The organism is Arthrobacter sp. B055-34 (genome assembly GCF_059090425.1).
Map to the genome: position 1 here is coordinate 95,399 of NZ_JBNHFQ010000006.1, position 15,725 is coordinate 111,123.

The following is a 15,725-nucleotide window of genomic DNA, read 5'->3' on the forward strand; positions in this document are numbered from 1 at the left end:
CTGCCGCAGCGAGATGGTTAAGATCGAAGCATGACCTCATCGAGTTACTTCCGCTATCCGCACATCCACGCCGAGCTGGTCACCTTTGTGGCCGAGGACGATGTGTGGGTGGCACCGCTGCAGGGCGGCCGGGCCTGGCGGATTTCGTCGCTGGGGCTTCCTGCCCGGAACCCGCGTTTCTCGCCCGACGGCGGGCATATTGCGTGGAGCGTGGTGCAGGGCAGCGCGCCCGAGGCTGTCGTAGCTGCCGTGGATGGCGGCGGGTTCAGGCAGCTGACCTACTGGGGCCATGCCTCCACCCGGGTCAAGGGCTTTACCGCAACCGGCGACGTCATCGTGACCAGCGCGCACCAGCGGGAGGAATCCCGCCATACCTGGGCGCACGCGGTGCCGTTGGACGGCTCCGTCGCCAAGGTACTGAAGTTCGGTCCGGTCGATTCGATTGCCTTCGGGCCGGTCGTCGGTGACGAGCGTCCCGTGGCGATCGGCAGCGTGCTCTCCCGCGAGCCGGCCTGGTGGAAGCGCTACCGCGGCGGAACCGCCGGCAAACTCTGGATCGACCGGGACGGTTCGGGCGAATTCCAGCGTCTGGCGGCGGACCTGGACGGCAGTCTGACCGACCCCATGTGGATCGGCGGCCGCGTCGCCTTCCTCAGCGACCATGAAGGCTACGGCAACCTCTACTCCGTCGCGCCGGACGGGTCGGGCCTGCGCCGGCATACCGATCACGAGGAGTTCTATGTCCGCCACGCCTCCACCGACGGGCAGCGGATTGTGTATGAATCCGCCGGCGAACTGTGGCTGGTGGAATCGCTCGGCGATGAACCCAAGAAGCTGGACATCAGCCTTGGTTCGGCTTCGACCTCGCGCCGTCCGCGGCCGCTGGACGTTGCCCGGCACCTGGCCGCCGCTGTTCCCAACCATGACGGGACAGCCTCGGTTGTGGAAAGCCATGGCACCATCCACTGGCTCACCCACCGCGATGGCCCCTCGCGCGTAGTCGAAGCGACCCCCGGCGTCCGTGCCAGGCTGGCCCGTCCGCTCGGTGCGGACACAGTGATTTACGCCGCAGACCACGACGGCGTCGAGGCGCTCTACCTCCGCCGCGTCTTCGAGGACCTTCCGGCCGCCACGATGGAGGAGTCCGCGCAGCCCAAAACGCCGGAGCCTGAACCGGACGCAGGCCTGCCCCGCCCGGTCTCCGCCTCAGCCGTGGTGGCGAACCCCCAGCCAGCGGCCCCGTCGTCGTCGTCCGTTTCTACGGATGAAACAGCGAACGACGGCGGAACCCCGACAGAGCAGGCAGCCAGCCGCGTCAGCGGCACCCGACGAATCGACTTTGCCGCCCCCACGCGCGTGAGCACCATATCCGCCAGTCCCGATGGCAAGCTGGCGGCCGTGGCGACGGAATTCGGCCAGCTCTTGGTGCTCGAGGCCGAATCCGGCGAGCTGCGCGAAGTAGCCTCGACCGGCCATGGCGCGATCAACGAGGTGGTTTTTTCGCCCGATTCGCGGTGGCTCATGTGGACCGAACCCGTATCGTCCGAGGGCAGCCGGACCAAACTCAGGCTGGCAGAGGTCACCGCCTCCAGTGGGGACGGCGTTCTGGACATCACCGACGGGCGCTTCCGGGACCACGGGCCGGCCTTCAGCCCGGACGGCAAATTCGCGGCGTTCCTCTCGGAGCGCAGCTTCGACCCGGTTTACGACACGCACAGCTTCGACCTGAGCTTTCCGCAGTCCACCAAACCCTTCCTGGTGGCGCTGGACTCCGCGACGCCGTCGCCTTTCGGCCCGGCGGTCCACGGCACTGTCCCCGAGCCGGCACCGGAGGTCGGCACAGAGCCCGATGCCCCGGCCGGAGTTCCGCCCGTGGTTGTCGACCCGCTGCAGCTGCCGGAGCGGATCATTCCCCTCCCGGTGCCGCAGGGCCGCTACAGCAGCCTCGCCGCGGTAGACGGAGCGCTGCTCTGGCTGGCCACGGAGGCTGCGGGCGTCACCGGTGAGGGCCGGGCGTCGGCGGAAGATCCGGACCAGCCGAACCGGCTGGAGCGGTTCGACATCTCACGCCGCGAGGTCAGTGTTTTGGTACCGGCGCTGGAATCCTACGCCGTGTCCGGGGACCGCAAGCATTTGGTGTACTTGAACAAACAGCAGGTCCGGTCCGTGCCGGTGGCCGCCAAGGTCGAAGACGACGCGCCGGACAGCGTCCAGGTGGACCTGAGCCGGATCCGCCTGCTGCTGGATCCGCTAAAGGTGTGGGGCCAGGCCTACGACGAAGCCTGGCGGCTGCAGCGGGACTTCTTCTGGGCCGAGGACATGGCCGGGCTCGACTGGGACGGGGTCTACCAGCAGTACCGTCCGTTGGTGGAACGCCTCGGCTCCCACGACGACCTAGTGGACCTGCTGTGGGAGCTCCACGGCGAACTGGGCACGTCGCACGCCTACGTAACTCCCGCGCCCGTGACGGAGCCCGGGGCCGGGAGGCAAGGGCTCCTCGGCGCGGATATCGTCAGCACGGACGCCGGGTGGAGCGTGCAGAAAATCCTGGCCGGGGAGTCCTCGGATCCGTTGGCACGTTCCCCGCTGAATGCACCCGGTGCCGGGGTCAGGAACGGCGACATCATCGCCGCTGTGGACGGTATCCCGGTGGACCGGCGCAGCGGCCCGGGACCGCTGCTGGTGGGAGCCGCGGGCAAGACGGTGGAGCTGACCATCATCAACGGACCCGAGGCGGGGGAACCGGGCAAACAGCGCCGGATCGCCGTGGTGCCGGTAGCGGATGAAGAACGGCTGCGGTACCAGAACTGGGTGGCCGGAAACCGGCGGATCGTGCGGGAAGCTTCCGGCGGCGGCTTCGGCTACCTGCACATCCCCGACATGGTGGCCCGTGGCTGGTCGCAGCTGCACCGGGACCTGGATGTGGAGACCACCAGGGACGCGCTGATCATCGATGTACGCAGCAACCGGGGCGGGCATACCTCCCAGCTCGTGGCGGAGCTGATCGGACGCAAGGTGACCGCCTGGAACCTTGCCCGGGGCGAGCAGCCGGGAACGTATCCGGCCCACGCCCCGCGAGGCCCCGTCGTTCTACTGACCGATGAATATGCCGGTTCGGACGGGGACATCATTACCCAGGTCGCCAAGCTGCGAGGCATCGGTCCGGTGGTCGGCACACGGACGTGGGGCGGCGTAGTGGGAATCGACGGCCGGTTCTCGCTGGCAGACGGCACCGGTGTCACCCAGCCGCGGTATGCCTTCTGGTTCACCCAGGATGTGGGCTGGAGCGTTGAGAACTACGGAGTGGAACCGGACATCGAGGTACCGTATCCGCCGCACGCCTACGCAGCGGGGGAGGACCCGCAGTTGGAGCACGGCGTGGGGATCCTCAAGGAGATGTTGAAGGAACTGCCGACCGACCGGCCGCCGGCGCTGTCCGGATACCGTTCGCTGCGGCCAGGCAAGCTGCCGCGGCGCCCGCAGGACGCCGGCTGATAGCCGCTCTGAAACAGTGAAGGACCCCGGTGCAGATTACGCACCGGGGTCCTTCAGTTACTGCTGTCGCAGCTGGCTAGCTGGCCAAAGTGGCTTCGACGGTGATGCTGGGAACCGAAGCCAGTGCACCCGAAACCGGGCAGGTATCCTTGGCGCCGGTGGCCAGGCGCTGGAAGTCTTCGTTGCTGATGCCCGGGACGGTTGCGTCCACGGTCAGACGGATTTCGGTGATCCCGGTGCCCGGTACGAAGTCAACGGCGGCCGACGTCTTGATGCTCTCGGCGGTAGTGCCGTTTTCCTTGAGCATGTTGCTGAACTGCATCGAGTAGCAGGTGGCGTGGGCAGCGGCCAGCAGTTCCTCCGGGCTGGTCTTGCCTTCCGCCTTTTCCGCGCGGGCGTCCCACGTCACGTCGTAGGTGCCGAGGCCGGAGGTGTCCAGGGAAGTCTGGCCGGATCCGGTGAAAAGGTCGCCCTTCCATACGGTGTGGGCCGAGCGGGTTGTAGCCATGTGCACTCCTTGGGTCGGAACTGATTCGGATGATCCTACTGTGCGGGCAGCGGCCACTGGCCGGTGCCTTCGTCTTCATCCTAGGGTGCGGCAGAATCGTTTGCCACCACGTTGCGTCCGGCTTGGAACGCGGCGACGGGGAAGGAAAAAGTTACGACCGGCATGCAAACGGCCGGCACCCCTGAGGGATGCCGGCCGTTGGATAAACCCCGTGGATCAGTTCCAGAGGGTTGCGAGGGCGATATTGAGCAGGGCCAGACCGCCCACTGCATGTGCCAGGCCGGTTGAGATGGGTTCATTGGCCTTGTACTTGCGGCGGCCGATGAAGGCCAGCACACCGACAACGAGGGCGATGACGAGCTTGATGCCGAGCTTGACGTAGTTGGGGTCAGTGAAGTCATCGGGCATGGCCGGGATGAGGCCCATCATGATGACGCCGGTGATCAGTTGGAGCATGGCGCCGTCGAACTGGCGCGGGTGGACGGTCGGCTTCTTCATGTTGCCGATCCAGATGCCCACGATCATGGCCGCACCTACGACGTGCAGAAAGACAAAAATGCTGTAAAGGATCTCCATGACATTTAGCTTATCGGCTCTGAGCAGGGAATACGCCGCGCCACGGAGCCGCAGGAGCTAACTTTTCTACGATCTGTAGTACGAGAATCCGTCGGAACTGTGCCGTTAAGCCGACGACGGCGGCTGGTGACGTTCGCTGGAACGCCACCCGCCGCCGTCGTTGTCCGGATCTGGTTAGAGGCCCAGGTCGGCCTCGAAGGCGCCCTCTTCCAGGCGCGTGCGCAGCGTCTGCAGGAAGCGGCCTGCGTCCGCGCCGTCGACCAGGCGGTGATCGTAGGTCAGCGACAGGTACATCATGGAGCGGATGGCGATCGAGTCATCACCGTTCGCGTCGGAGACCACAACCGGGCGCTTGACGATCGCGCCGGTGCCGAGGATACCTACCTGCGGCTGGTTGATGATCGGGGTGTCGAACAGGGCACCCACGCTGCCGATGTTGGTGATGCTGAACGTGCCGCCGGACAGTTCGTCCGGGCCGATCTTGTTGGTCCGCGTGCGGTCCGCAACATCGGCGATCTTGCCGGCAAGACCGGCCAGGTTCAGGTTTCCGGCGTCGCTGATAACCGGCACGAGCAGACCCTTGTCGGTGTCCACCGCAATCGCCAGGTGCTCGGCGTTGTGGTAGGTGATTTCCTGCTTCTCTTCGTCGTACGAAGCGTTCAGCTTGGGGTGCTGCTTGAGCGCTTCCGCGACCGCCTTGGCGATGAACGGCAGGAAGGTCAGCTTGGCGCCGTTCTGCTCCTGGAAGGAGTTCTTGGCCTTGGCGCGAAGCTTGGCAACCTTGGTCATGTCCACTTCATGGACCTGCGTGAGCTGCGTGGAAACATCCAGCGACTCGCGCATGCGGCGGGCAATGACCTGGCGGATGCGCGGGGCCTTCTCCACCGTGCCGCGCTTGCCTGCACCGGCGGCAGCCGGAGCGGGGGCCGCTGCCTTGCCTGCCGGCGGAGCGGCCTGCGCTGCAGGAGCCTTGGCTGCCTCGGCAGCGGAGAGCACGTCCTGCTTGCGGATGCGTCCGCCGACACCGGTGCCCTTCACGGAGGACAGGTCGATGCTGTGCTGGTTGGCCAGCTTGCGCACCAGCGGAGTCACGTAACCGGCGTCGGAGGCGACGGCACCTTCCGCAGCCTCGGCCTGGGCGGGGGCTGCAGGTGCCTTTTCAGGAGCGGGGGGCGCTGCCTGCTGGGCCGGAGCTTCTTCCTTGGCGGGAGCCGGCTTTTCGACCGGCTCTTCGCGCTGCGGTGCGGGTGCGGCGGCAACAGGCTCTGCCTCTGTCGGAGCTGCCTCGGCGGGGGCACCTGCGCCGGAGCCAATGACGGCGAGGACGGAGCCGACCTCGGCGGTCTCGTCCTCATTCACCCGGATCTCCTGCAGAGTACCGGCTACCGGGGAGGGAATTTCGGTATCGACCTTGTCCGTGGAGACCTCAAGTAGCGGTTCGTCGACGGCTACCTCTTCGCCTACCTGCTTCAGCCAACGAGTGACGGTGCCTTCGGTGACGCTCTCACCCAGCGCGGGGAGCGTAACTTCGGTGCCCTCGCCCGATCCGGACGTGCCCTTGGCGCCGGATTCGGCAGCCGGAGCTTCCTGCTTCGGAGCCTCTTCGGCGGGAGCTTCCTGCGCGGGAGCCTCCTGAGCCGGAGCTTCCTGTGCCGGGGCAGCCTCGGCCGGGGCAGCCTCGCCGGAACCTGAACCGTCGCCGATGCGGACCAGCGCGGCGCCGACGTCGGCAGTTTCGTCTTCGGCGACGAGGATTTCCTCGATGACACCCGCAACCGGGGACGGGATCTCGGTATCAACCTTGTCGGTGGAAACTTCGAGCAGGGGCTCGTCTACTTCTACCCGGTCACCGACCTGCTTCAGCCAGCGGGTAACGGTACCTTCGGTGACACTCTCACCGAGGGCGGGCAAGTTCACGGTTTCAGACATTTCGTCCCCGTTCTCCTTAAATCTGTTTTCTCCGGTCCAGCTCTGGTCGGGCTGGGGAATCTTGTTTTGAGCATAGTGCACCCCGCCTCAGGACGGAGTGCACCAAGCAGGGGGTCTGGCTAACCGTGAAGCGGCCGGCCGGCGAGGGCCATGGCGGCCTCTCCGAGGGCCTCGTTCTGGGTCGGGTGTGCATGGATCAGGGCAGCGACGTCCTCGGGGTAGGCTTCCCAGCTCACGATCAGCTGCGCTTCACCGATCTGCTCGCCGATGCGGCCGCCGATCATGTGCATGCCGACGATGGGTCCATCCTTCTGGCGGACCATCTTGATGATGCCGCTGGTGCCGAGGATGGAGCTCTTGCCGTTGCCGGCCAGGTTGTACTCGGCGATTTCGACGTTCTCCTTGCCGAACTTCTCTTCAGCCTGCGGCTGGTTGAGCCCTACGGAGGCGATCTCGGGCTCGCAGAAGGTGACCTTCGGAATGTTGATGTCTTCAACGATCGCCGGGTTGTTGCCGGCGATTTCCTCGGCCACGAAGATGCCCTGCTGGAACCCGCGGTGGGCCAGTTGGACACCGGGAACGATGTCGCCGACGGCGTAGATGTTGCCGACGCCGGTGTGGCAGCGCTCGTCGGTGATGACGAATCCGCGGTCCACGGTCAGGCCGGTTTCCTCGAAGCCCAGGCCCGAGGTGCTGGCACCGCGGCCAACCGCCACGAGCAGCAGGTCGCCGTCGAAAGTCTTGCCGTCGGCGAGGGTGACGACAACGCCGTCGTCGTTCTGCTCGACCTTTTCGAAGAAGACGCCGGTGTTGGACTTGATGCCGCGCTTCTTGAAGGAACGCTCCAGGACCTTGATGATCGACGGGTCCTCGTTCGGAACCAGCGAGGGCAGGCCTTCGACGATCGTGACATCCACGCCGAACGACTTCCAGACCGATGCGAATTCGACGCCGATGACGCCGCCGCCGAGGATGACTGCCTTCTTCGGCAGTTCCGTCATGTCCAGGGCCTGCTCCGAGGTGATGACCTTGCCGCCGATTTCCAGGCCGGGCAGTGTCTTCGAGTAGGAGCCGGTGGCGAGGATGATGTTCTTGCCGGTGTAGGTCGTGCCGTTGACCTCAACGGTGTCCTTGCCGGTGAGCTTGCCCTCACCCTCAATGACGGTGATGCCCTTCATCTTGATGAGTCCGCTCAAGCCCTTGAATTTGCCGGCAACGACGCCGTCCTTGTAAGCCTTGACCGCACCCATATCAATCGAATCCAGGGTCACGTTCACGCCGTACTTGGCGGAATCGCGGGCATGATCGGCCAGTTCGGCCGCGTGCAGCATCGCCTTCGTCGGGATGCAGCCCCAGTGCAGGCAGGTGCCACCCAGCTTGCCCTTTTCAACCAGGCCTACCGTGAAACCCAGCTGTACGGCACGCAAAGCGGCGGCATATCCACCGCTGCCGCCGCCGAGTACCAGGATGTCGAATTCTTGCGCAGTTGCCGAATCGGCCACGTGAACGCTCCCTCGGGGTGTCAGGACGTGCGTCCGCACGTCGACTTTGATTGGGTGAAGTGATTTCTAGGTGTTTTCTGATCACCTTAGCGTCACCCAGCTACCATCATCTACTCGGTGAAGGTGAATCCGGACCACAATGTGCGCGGATTCACTCCACCATGTGATTGACGGATAGCAGCAGGGTGACGCCTATCAAGGCGGCCCGTTTAGCGGGCTCTTGCCACCACGTCTTCCGCATAAGCTACCAGCGTCCGGACCGCGACGCCGGTACCTTCCTTCGGCGTGTAGCCGTAGGCCGCGCCCTCATTGAATGCCGGGCCGGCGATGTCCAGGTGTGCCCACGGAATCTTTTCCCCGTTGACCTCACCGACGAATTCGCGCAGGAAGATTGCCGCCGTGAGCATGCCGCCAAACTTTTCACCCATATTGGCCAGATCGGCCACCGGCGAATCCAGGCTGGAGCGCAGTTCCTCGGGCAGGGGCATCGGCCAGAACAGCTCGCCCGCACGGTCCGCCGCAGCCTTGACCGCGTCCCGCACGCCGTCCTCGCCCATCACGGCGGAAACCCGGCTGCCGAGCGCAACCATTTGTGCACCGGTCAGTGTGGCAACGTCGATCAGTGCATCCGGCGCCTCCTCGCTCGCTGCAGCGAGGCCATCGGCCATCACGAGCCGGCCTTCGGCGTCGGTGTTGAGGATCTCGACCGTCGTGCCGCCGTACACCGTCATGACGTCCGAGGGCCGCTGGGCATGTCCAGACGGCATATTCTCGGCCAGGCACAGCCAGGCGGTGACCTTGACCGGCAAGCCCAGTTCGGCAATGGCCAGCAAAGCGTTAAGTACGACGGCGGCGCCCGCCATATCGCACTTCATCGTCACCATGCCGTTGGCCGGCTTGAGCGACAGACCGCCAGAGTCGAAGGTGATGCCCTTGCCGACGAAGGCGAGTTTAATCTTGGCCCGGGCAGGGGAGTACTCCACCTTGACCATCCGGGGCGGACGGGCAGAGCCCTTGCCGACGCCCACGAGCCCGCCGAAGCCCTCGCTTTCCAGCTTTTTCTCATCCAGTACGGTCACCTTGACCGGCAGATCCTTAGCCAGCGCCGCGGCTGCATCGGCGAACGTTTCCGGGTAGAGGTGGCTCGGCGGCTGGTTGACCAGGGTGCGCGTGGCATTGACCGCACGGCCGATGATCTGCGCACGTTTGACGGCTGCAATCACGCTCTTTTCGCCGGCCGCCGGGCTCAGCACGGTAACCGTTTCGACATGTTCGGGCCGCTTCCCGGACGCGGAGGCACTGCGGTGTTCGTTGTATGAGTACGCGCCCAGCGCCGCGCCTTCGGCCACGGCGGCCGCGGCGGCCGGTGTTTCAGCAGGCAGGGCAAGGGCGACACTGGAGATCCCGCCCAGTTGGCGCACCGCCGATCCGGCGGCCCGGCGCAGGGTTTCCTCGGACAGGGGGACACCCTGCTCCATCTTCCCCAGACCGGTAAGGACCAGAACCTCGGCATTGAGCTCGGGCAGGCCAGGCAGTCTTCGGACTTCATCGGTGGCGCCGGTGATGCCCAGTACCGTTAGGGAGTCGTTCAGCGCCTGGGCCGCTTTGCCGCGGAGCGGGCTGCCCACCAGGACCGGTCCGGACGTGTCTTGGGCCACCCCCACCACCAGTGCATCGCACTGGATCTTCCGGACGTCCTTGGCCGTGGCGTTGATCCTGGGCTCGGTGGTTCTGATCACGAAGTGCTGACCTCACTTGTCTTGAGTAGGAGTCCACCGGGCCGACCCCGGCCGATGCGTCCATTCGTAGCGTTGTGTCTACAGTAGTCCGTAGGGGCTTTGATGCGCCGGAACCTGACGGAACGGCGCATATTCCGATGCGGGTAGCTCCGGTTCCGGCCGCTTCGGCAGAGCCACGGAATTATTTCGCCAGCGGGTGCGCTGATACAAAAGATAGTTGCGCCAGTGTGCGCCCAAGCCGACCATCAGAACGGAGGACAGGATGCTCGATGCTAATTCATTGTTCAGCACAAATGCCGAACTGATTGGTTCGCCGGAATTGCGTGGTCTCAACCTGGTCATGGGGTTTACCGGAATTGCCGAAGCCGGCCATGTCGTTTCCCAACTCGCGGAAGAGCTGCTGGAGCAGTTGGATTCAGAACTCATTGCGTCCTTTGATGCGGACCAGCTCATCGACTACCGCAGCCAGCGGCCGCAGATTTCCTTCGTGGGCGACCACTTCACGGACTACGAGCGCCCGAAAATCGAGCTGTACCGGCTGCACGACGGAATGGGCCAACCGTTCCTCCTCCTGACGGGCGCCGAGCCGGATTTGCAGTGGGAACGCTTCACCCGGGCAGTGATTTCCCTGGTGGAAAGGCTTGAGGTCCGGCTGGTGACGTGGGTGCAGGCGCTTCCGATGCCCGTGCCGCACACCCGTCCGCTCGGCGTGACCGTCCATGGAAACCGGCCGGAGCTCATTGACGGTATTACGGCCTGGAAACCAACCGCCCAGCTGCAGGCAGCCATCGGCCCCCTCCTGGAGGTGCGGTTGATCGAAGCCGGACATGATGTCACGGGTTATTCCGTCCACGTCCCGCACTATCTGGCCGAGGCGGAGTATCCGCAGGCTGCCGTGACGACGATGGAGTATCTGGGTGCAGCTGCCTCGTTGGTCCTGCCGACCGACCGGTTGCGCGAGACCGGCCGTGATGTGGAGGCTCAAATAGCGCGGCAGGTTGACGAATCTGTCGAAGTCCAGCATGTGGTTAGCAAACTTGAAAAGCGCTATGACAAGTACGCCGAACACGAGACGCGTCGATCCCTGCTGACCAAGGATAATGACGAGCTTCCGGACGCCGAAGAGTTGGGGGCCGAAGTGGAAGCCTTCCTCGCCGGCCTTGCGGATACCCACCGCGGCCCTGAACCTGGTGCGGACTCCACCGACTGAGACTCGTTCGGTAATTAGTCTTCTGCCCGGGTCGCGCCAATAATAAGAGGCATGGATACACGGCGTGCCTGGTGGATATGGGGAACAGGCGTCTTCGCCTACCTCGTCGCCATCACCCAGCGCACCTCCTTCGGGGTGGCCGGCCTGCACGCTACCGAACGCTTTGATGCCACTGCCGCGGCGCTGTCCACGTTTACAGTCGTGCAGCTCCTCGTCTACGCGGGTCTGCAGATCCCCGTAGGTCTTATGGTGGACAGGTTTGGGCCCCGGTTCATGATTACCGGGGGTGCAGTTCTGATGTGTGCCGGCCAGGTCCAGCTCGCATTTGCTTCCTCCATTCCGGAAGGGCTGGCCGGCCGTCTGCTGGTGGGCGCCGGTGACGCGATGACCTTCGTCTCGGTGCTGCGGCTGCTGCCGATCTGGTTCAGCGGAAAACGTATCCCTTTGCTGACCCAGCTGACTGGGCAGCTGGGTCAGCTGGGCCAGCTGCTCAGCGTTATTCCATTCGTGGCGCTGCTGAATCTGCAAGGCTGGCAGACAGCGTTCCTCTCCGTGGCCGCTCTGTCGGTTCTGTCCGTCATCCTCGCGGCGACTGTCATCCGCAATGTTCCCTCCGGGGTGGAGCAGGACCTGCCGCCCACGCTTCGGCAGACGGGTGTCTCTCTGGCGCAGGCGTGGAAACAACCGGGAACGCAGCTAGGGCTTTGGTCGCATTTCACGGTGCAGTTTGCGGGGAACGTCTTTATTCTGACCTGGGGATTTCCCTTCCTGGTTTCTGGTCAGGGACTGGAACCGGCTGCAGCTTCGGCACTGATGACTGTTTTCGTGGCGGTGGCACTGTGCAGCGGCCCGTTTTTCGGACGGTGGGTTGCCCGCCATCCGCTCCGTCGTTCCTCGCTCGTATTGCTGATCATCGCCGCGACGGCAGCCGTGTGGCTAGCCGTGTTGCTGTATCCAGGGAGGGCACCTTTCTGGCTGCTGGTTGTGCTGGTTCTCGTCCTGGCGGTCGGCGGCCCGGGGTCAATGATCGCGTTCGACTTCGCCCGGACCTTCAACCCGGTCAGCCGGGCCGGCACAGCAACCGGAATCGTCAACGTCGGCGGGTTTGTCTCCGCGCTGCTCGTGATGTTCTGTGTCGGGGTGGCGCTGGATGCTCTTTATGCCAGCGGTTACTCGCAGGGGGAGCTCTACGCCCTGGACTCGTTCCGTATCGCCTTGAGCGTCCAGTTCCTGTTCCTGGGCGGCGGCACGGCTGCCATCCTGTTCATCCGCAGGAGGGTCAGGGCCAACATGGCTGCGGAGGGCCAGGATGTGCCGCCGCTGCGGGTGGCATTGGCCCGACAGCGCCGGTTGCGCAAACAACGCCGGGACCGCCGCCGTGATGCGGGCGCCGGCCGGCGTTAAAGCAGGACACACACTGCCGGATGTGATTCAACAACTCCTGTGCGACCTACAAGCGATTCGCACGGCTCTTCCTCCACAAACGTGCCGTGGTGTCGACTGCTCCACATTGCGCCGTGGGGCTCTGTCCGACGGCATCAGGCCCGGCCAGATTGGGGGAATGAACAAACAAACAATTCATGTGTCCCGGCCAGAAGACATCCTTGGCTACATACCCCACGCTCTGGAGTTCCAACCCCGGCAAAGCCTGGTGCTGCTGTCCCTGAACGGCAAACGGCTAGGGGCTACTCTTCGCGTTGACCTGCCGAAGGACAGCGGTGAGGACGAATTGGCGCGTTTTGCCGACGCTGCCACCGCTTACCTCCGCAAGGACAGCCGGGCGGACAGCTCGCTGCTGGTGTTGTACATCGATGCGTTGGAAGGGTGCATGCAGTTTCCCCCTTATGAGACCCTTTTGGACTTGCTCCTGACCGCTCTCGATGGTGCCGGCCTGCCCGTCCGGGACGGGTGGGTTGTGGGTTCCGAGCGTTTCCGCTGCCTCCACTGCAAGGGGCCGGGTTGTTGCCCGGCGGGTGGCCATCCGGTGGAACGTATCGCCGAAAGCACCATCAACGCGGAGATGATTTTCCGGGGGAGCAGCGTCGCCCCGTCCGTGAGCCAAGCCCTCACTCTCCGACGCTCCGAATCCGCCGTCGCGAAGTCTGCAGCTGCAATGTTCAGTAAGAGCAGCGAAATCGTGCGGAAGCTTGAGGGGCGCTGGGATGCACCTGAGGTGTTCCGACGGACCCTGCTCTGCTGGGACGCAGCCATCCGCTCTGCGCCCGGACCGGAGCGGATCCCTTTTTTGCTCGCGAGTCTGACTTCGTTTCATGTCCGCGACGCCGTTATCGTGCTGATTTGCCGCGGACTGGATGCTGCTTACGGAGGCGCAGTCAGCAGCGGAGTGTTGACCGGTACCGAACCGACCGGCATCGATGTCCCTCCGGTGGGCCCGTTTCCCTGCGCGACATGGAAACCGGGTATGACTTTGGATGCATACCGGCGCATCTTCGATGCCGTGCTGCTCGGGGATTCCCCGCAGGCCCCGCAATGGGCCAGGGTGGACCGGGCAGCGAATCTTCTGGTCGGCCTTTATTACGGGTCGGAGGGGTCGTCCAAGGCGGCAGCGGGAACTCTGCTGGCGTGGCTTGAATGGGCCCGCGGCCGCGGATCCATGGCGCACGAGGCACTGGAAATGGTTCTGCAGGAGTTCCCGAACTACAGCCTCGCCCGGCTGCTCAGTGACTTCGTCGCGACCGGCACCCTGCCTGTTTGGGCTACGGACCGAGACTCATCGTGGTCCGGGTCAGCCGATCGAGCTGCCTGACCGGCATCGCGAGCCGCGGTGAAAGCCGGCCGAGCCCTGCCGCCCGCCATCTCCATACGGTCGCGGCAACACAGGCGAGGAAGGCAAATGTTCGTTCACCAGCGGGGTGAAAACGTGAGACAATGGGAACCGAGACCCGGTCGGGTTCGTGTTGCAAGTGGGTATGACCAGTATGGGAATACCCGCGGCGCAGAGCAGGTTATGTATCGCAGACCCTGCATCTGTGGCTTTTGCTTGAAATCAAACACGGACTTGACAGGGTCATAGTGGTGTTACCCACAGGTATCATCACAGACCGCCCGTATGAAAGGTTCTCTGTGTCACCTGAGAAGAAGACTGCTGCAGTTCCCGTGGAGGAGACTGCTACCGCCACGACAACTTCTGCCTCTCCCGCCGCGCCCAAGCGCCGCGGTCGCAAGCCAGGTGCAGCCGCAGCCAAGAAGGGCCCCGCAGCCAAGAAGACCACAAAAGCCGCTGAGGACCAGACCGACGTTGACGTCGAGGATGAGGACGCCGAGCCGGACGTTATTGACGAAGCCGATGAAGCTGACGAAACCGCAAAGCCTGCCGGCAAAGAAGGCGGCTTCGTCTACTCCGACGCGGACGACGATGATGCTCCGGCCCAGCAGGTAGTTTCGGCCGGAGCCACTGCAGATCCGGTCAAGGACTATCTGAAGCAGATCGGTAAGGTCGCCCTGCTGAACGCAGAGCAGGAAGTCGATCTCGCGCTGCGCATCGAGGCCGGACTTTTTGCCGAAGAGAAGCTGGCCAAGGACGATGGCAGCATGGAAACGCGCCTTCGCCGTGATCTGGAGCAGATTGTCCACGACGGCAAGCGTGCGAAGAACCACCTGCTCGAGGCCAACCTTCGTCTGGTCGTTTCGCTGGCCAAGCGTTATACCGGCCGCGGCATGCTTTTCCTGGACCTGATCCAGGAAGGCAACCTGGGCCTGATCCGTGCTGTGGAGAAGTTCGACTACACCAAGGGCTTCAAGTTCTCGACCTACGCCACCTGGTGGATCCGCCAGGCCATTACCCGTGCCATGGCCGACCAGGCCCGCACCATCCGTATTCCCGTGCACATGGTCGAAGTCATCAACAAGCTTGCCCGTGTACAGCGGCAGATGTTGCAGGACTTGGGCCGTGAGCCTACGCCGGAGGAACTGGCGCTGGAGCTGGACATGACGCCCGAAAAGGTTGTCGAGGTCCAGAAGTACGGCCGCGAGCCGATTTCCCTTCACACGCCGCTGGGCGAGGACGGCGACTCCGAATTCGGTGACCTGATCGAGGACTCCGAGGCTGTTGTCCCGGCGGACGCAGTCAGCTTCACCCTGCTGCAGGAGCAACTGCACTCCGTCCTGGACACCTTGTCTGAGCGTGAGGCCGGCGTCGTTGCCATGCGCTTCGGCCTGACCGATGGCCAGCCTAAGACTTTAGACGAAATCGGCAAGGTCTACGGCGTGACGCGGGAACGGATCCGCCAGATTGAATCCAAGACGATGTCCAAGCTGCGCCACCCGTCTCGTTCCCAGGTGCTGCGCGACTACCTGGACTAATCTCCACGGCCAATAATGATGGCGCCGTCCCCCGAAAGGGGACGGCGCCATCGTTATTTATGCAGTTATCGGCTGTGCGACAGAGGAATTCCTGAAGTCTATTCCGCAGCCATGGCAGGCGTCTCGCGAAGCCGGCCGGTTTCGTCCTGCCATTCGGCAGCCTTGGAACGCAACTGCGGTTCGTGCTGGCGGGCGTGGTGTCCGCAGAAAAGCAATTCTCCCCCGGAGGACTCCAACACAACTCGGACGTAGGCCTGGGCCCCGCAGCGATCACAACGGTCCATTGCGGTCAGTTCTCGGGTAGCTACTGCTGTTGTCATGACGACCTCCTTACAAATGTGTATGTCCATACAACCACTGCTTTGGCTGTTTTCTTTGCACCTTTGGATCACTTTCGCTGACCGCGTATCACATGTACGTAACGGGCAGGATCTGCTGTGATC

At 64.2% G+C, this 15,725-nt stretch carries 11 protein-coding genes; 5 read left to right on the plus strand and 6 right to left on the minus strand.

Going from position 1 to position 15,725, the window contains the following annotated elements:
- The first annotated feature begins 30 nt into the window (after positions 1–30).
- Positions 31–3,495, plus strand: coding sequence for a S41 family peptidase (locus AC5RWO_RS12925; protein WP_498731798.1), 3,465 nt, complete (start codon positions 31–33; stop codon positions 3,493–3,495).
- Between the two features lie 76 nt (positions 3,496–3,571).
- Here AC5RWO_RS12925 and AC5RWO_RS12930 read toward each other — a convergent pair whose 3' ends face one another.
- From AC5RWO_RS12930 to AC5RWO_RS12950, 5 genes are all read right to left on the minus strand, one after another.
- Positions 3,572–4,003 carry an OsmC family peroxiredoxin gene (locus tag AC5RWO_RS12930; protein ID WP_074702582.1) on the minus strand — a complete coding sequence of 144 codons (432 nt, stop codon included), beginning with the start codon at positions 4,001–4,003 and terminating at the stop codon, positions 3,572–3,574.
- A gap of 216 nt (positions 4,004–4,219) precedes the next feature.
- Positions 4,220–4,579 carry a hypothetical protein gene (locus tag AC5RWO_RS12935; RefSeq protein ID WP_498731799.1) on the minus strand — a complete coding sequence of 120 codons (360 nt, stop codon included), beginning with the start codon at positions 4,577–4,579 and terminating at the stop codon, positions 4,220–4,222.
- Positions 4,580–4,753: 174 nt separating this feature from the next.
- On the minus strand, positions 4,754–6,508 hold the full coding sequence (sucB, locus tag AC5RWO_RS12940; protein WP_498731800.1) for a 2-oxoglutarate dehydrogenase, E2 component, dihydrolipoamide succinyltransferase: 1,755 nt from the start codon (positions 6,506–6,508) through the stop codon (positions 4,754–4,756).
- A gap of 119 nt (positions 6,509–6,627) precedes the next feature.
- Entirely contained in the window at positions 6,628–8,010 is a 1,383-nt protein-coding gene (lpdA, locus tag AC5RWO_RS12945) for a dihydrolipoyl dehydrogenase (RefSeq protein ID WP_498731802.1), read from the minus strand.
- A gap of 209 nt (positions 8,011–8,219) precedes the next feature.
- Positions 8,220–9,749, minus strand: coding sequence for a leucyl aminopeptidase (locus tag AC5RWO_RS12950; RefSeq protein ID WP_498731803.1), 1,530 nt, complete (start codon positions 9,747–9,749; stop codon positions 8,220–8,222).
- Between the two features lie 262 nt (positions 9,750–10,011).
- Here AC5RWO_RS12950 and AC5RWO_RS12955 point away from each other — a divergent pair, with 262 nt between their 5' ends.
- From AC5RWO_RS12955 to AC5RWO_RS12970, 4 genes are all read left to right on the plus strand, one after another.
- Positions 10,012–10,959 (plus strand): proteasome assembly chaperone family protein, encoded by a 948-nt coding sequence (locus tag AC5RWO_RS12955; protein WP_498731804.1) that lies wholly within the window; start codon positions 10,012–10,014, stop codon positions 10,957–10,959.
- 51 nt (positions 10,960–11,010) lie between these two features.
- Positions 11,011–12,363, plus strand: coding sequence for an MFS transporter (locus AC5RWO_RS12960; RefSeq protein ID WP_498731805.1), 1,353 nt, complete (start codon positions 11,011–11,013; stop codon positions 12,361–12,363).
- Positions 12,364–12,520: 157 nt separating this feature from the next.
- Positions 12,521–13,726: a DUF4192 domain-containing protein gene (locus AC5RWO_RS12965; protein WP_498731806.1), complete on the plus strand. Its 1,206-nt coding sequence runs from the start codon at positions 12,521–12,523 to the stop codon at positions 13,724–13,726.
- 317 nt (positions 13,727–14,043) lie between these two features.
- A complete protein-coding gene (locus AC5RWO_RS12970) occupies positions 14,044–15,282 on the plus strand; it encodes an RNA polymerase sigma factor (protein WP_101632632.1) in 1,239 nt (412 codons plus the stop codon).
- 98 nt (positions 15,283–15,380) lie between these two features.
- Here AC5RWO_RS12970 and AC5RWO_RS12975 read toward each other — a convergent pair whose 3' ends face one another.
- The gene (locus AC5RWO_RS12975) at positions 15,381–15,602 is read right to left on the minus strand and encodes a DUF7455 domain-containing protein (RefSeq protein ID WP_074702574.1); all 222 of its coding nucleotides are present in this window, start codon (positions 15,600–15,602) and stop codon (positions 15,381–15,383) included.
- Between the last annotated feature and the right edge of the window lie 123 nt (positions 15,603–15,725).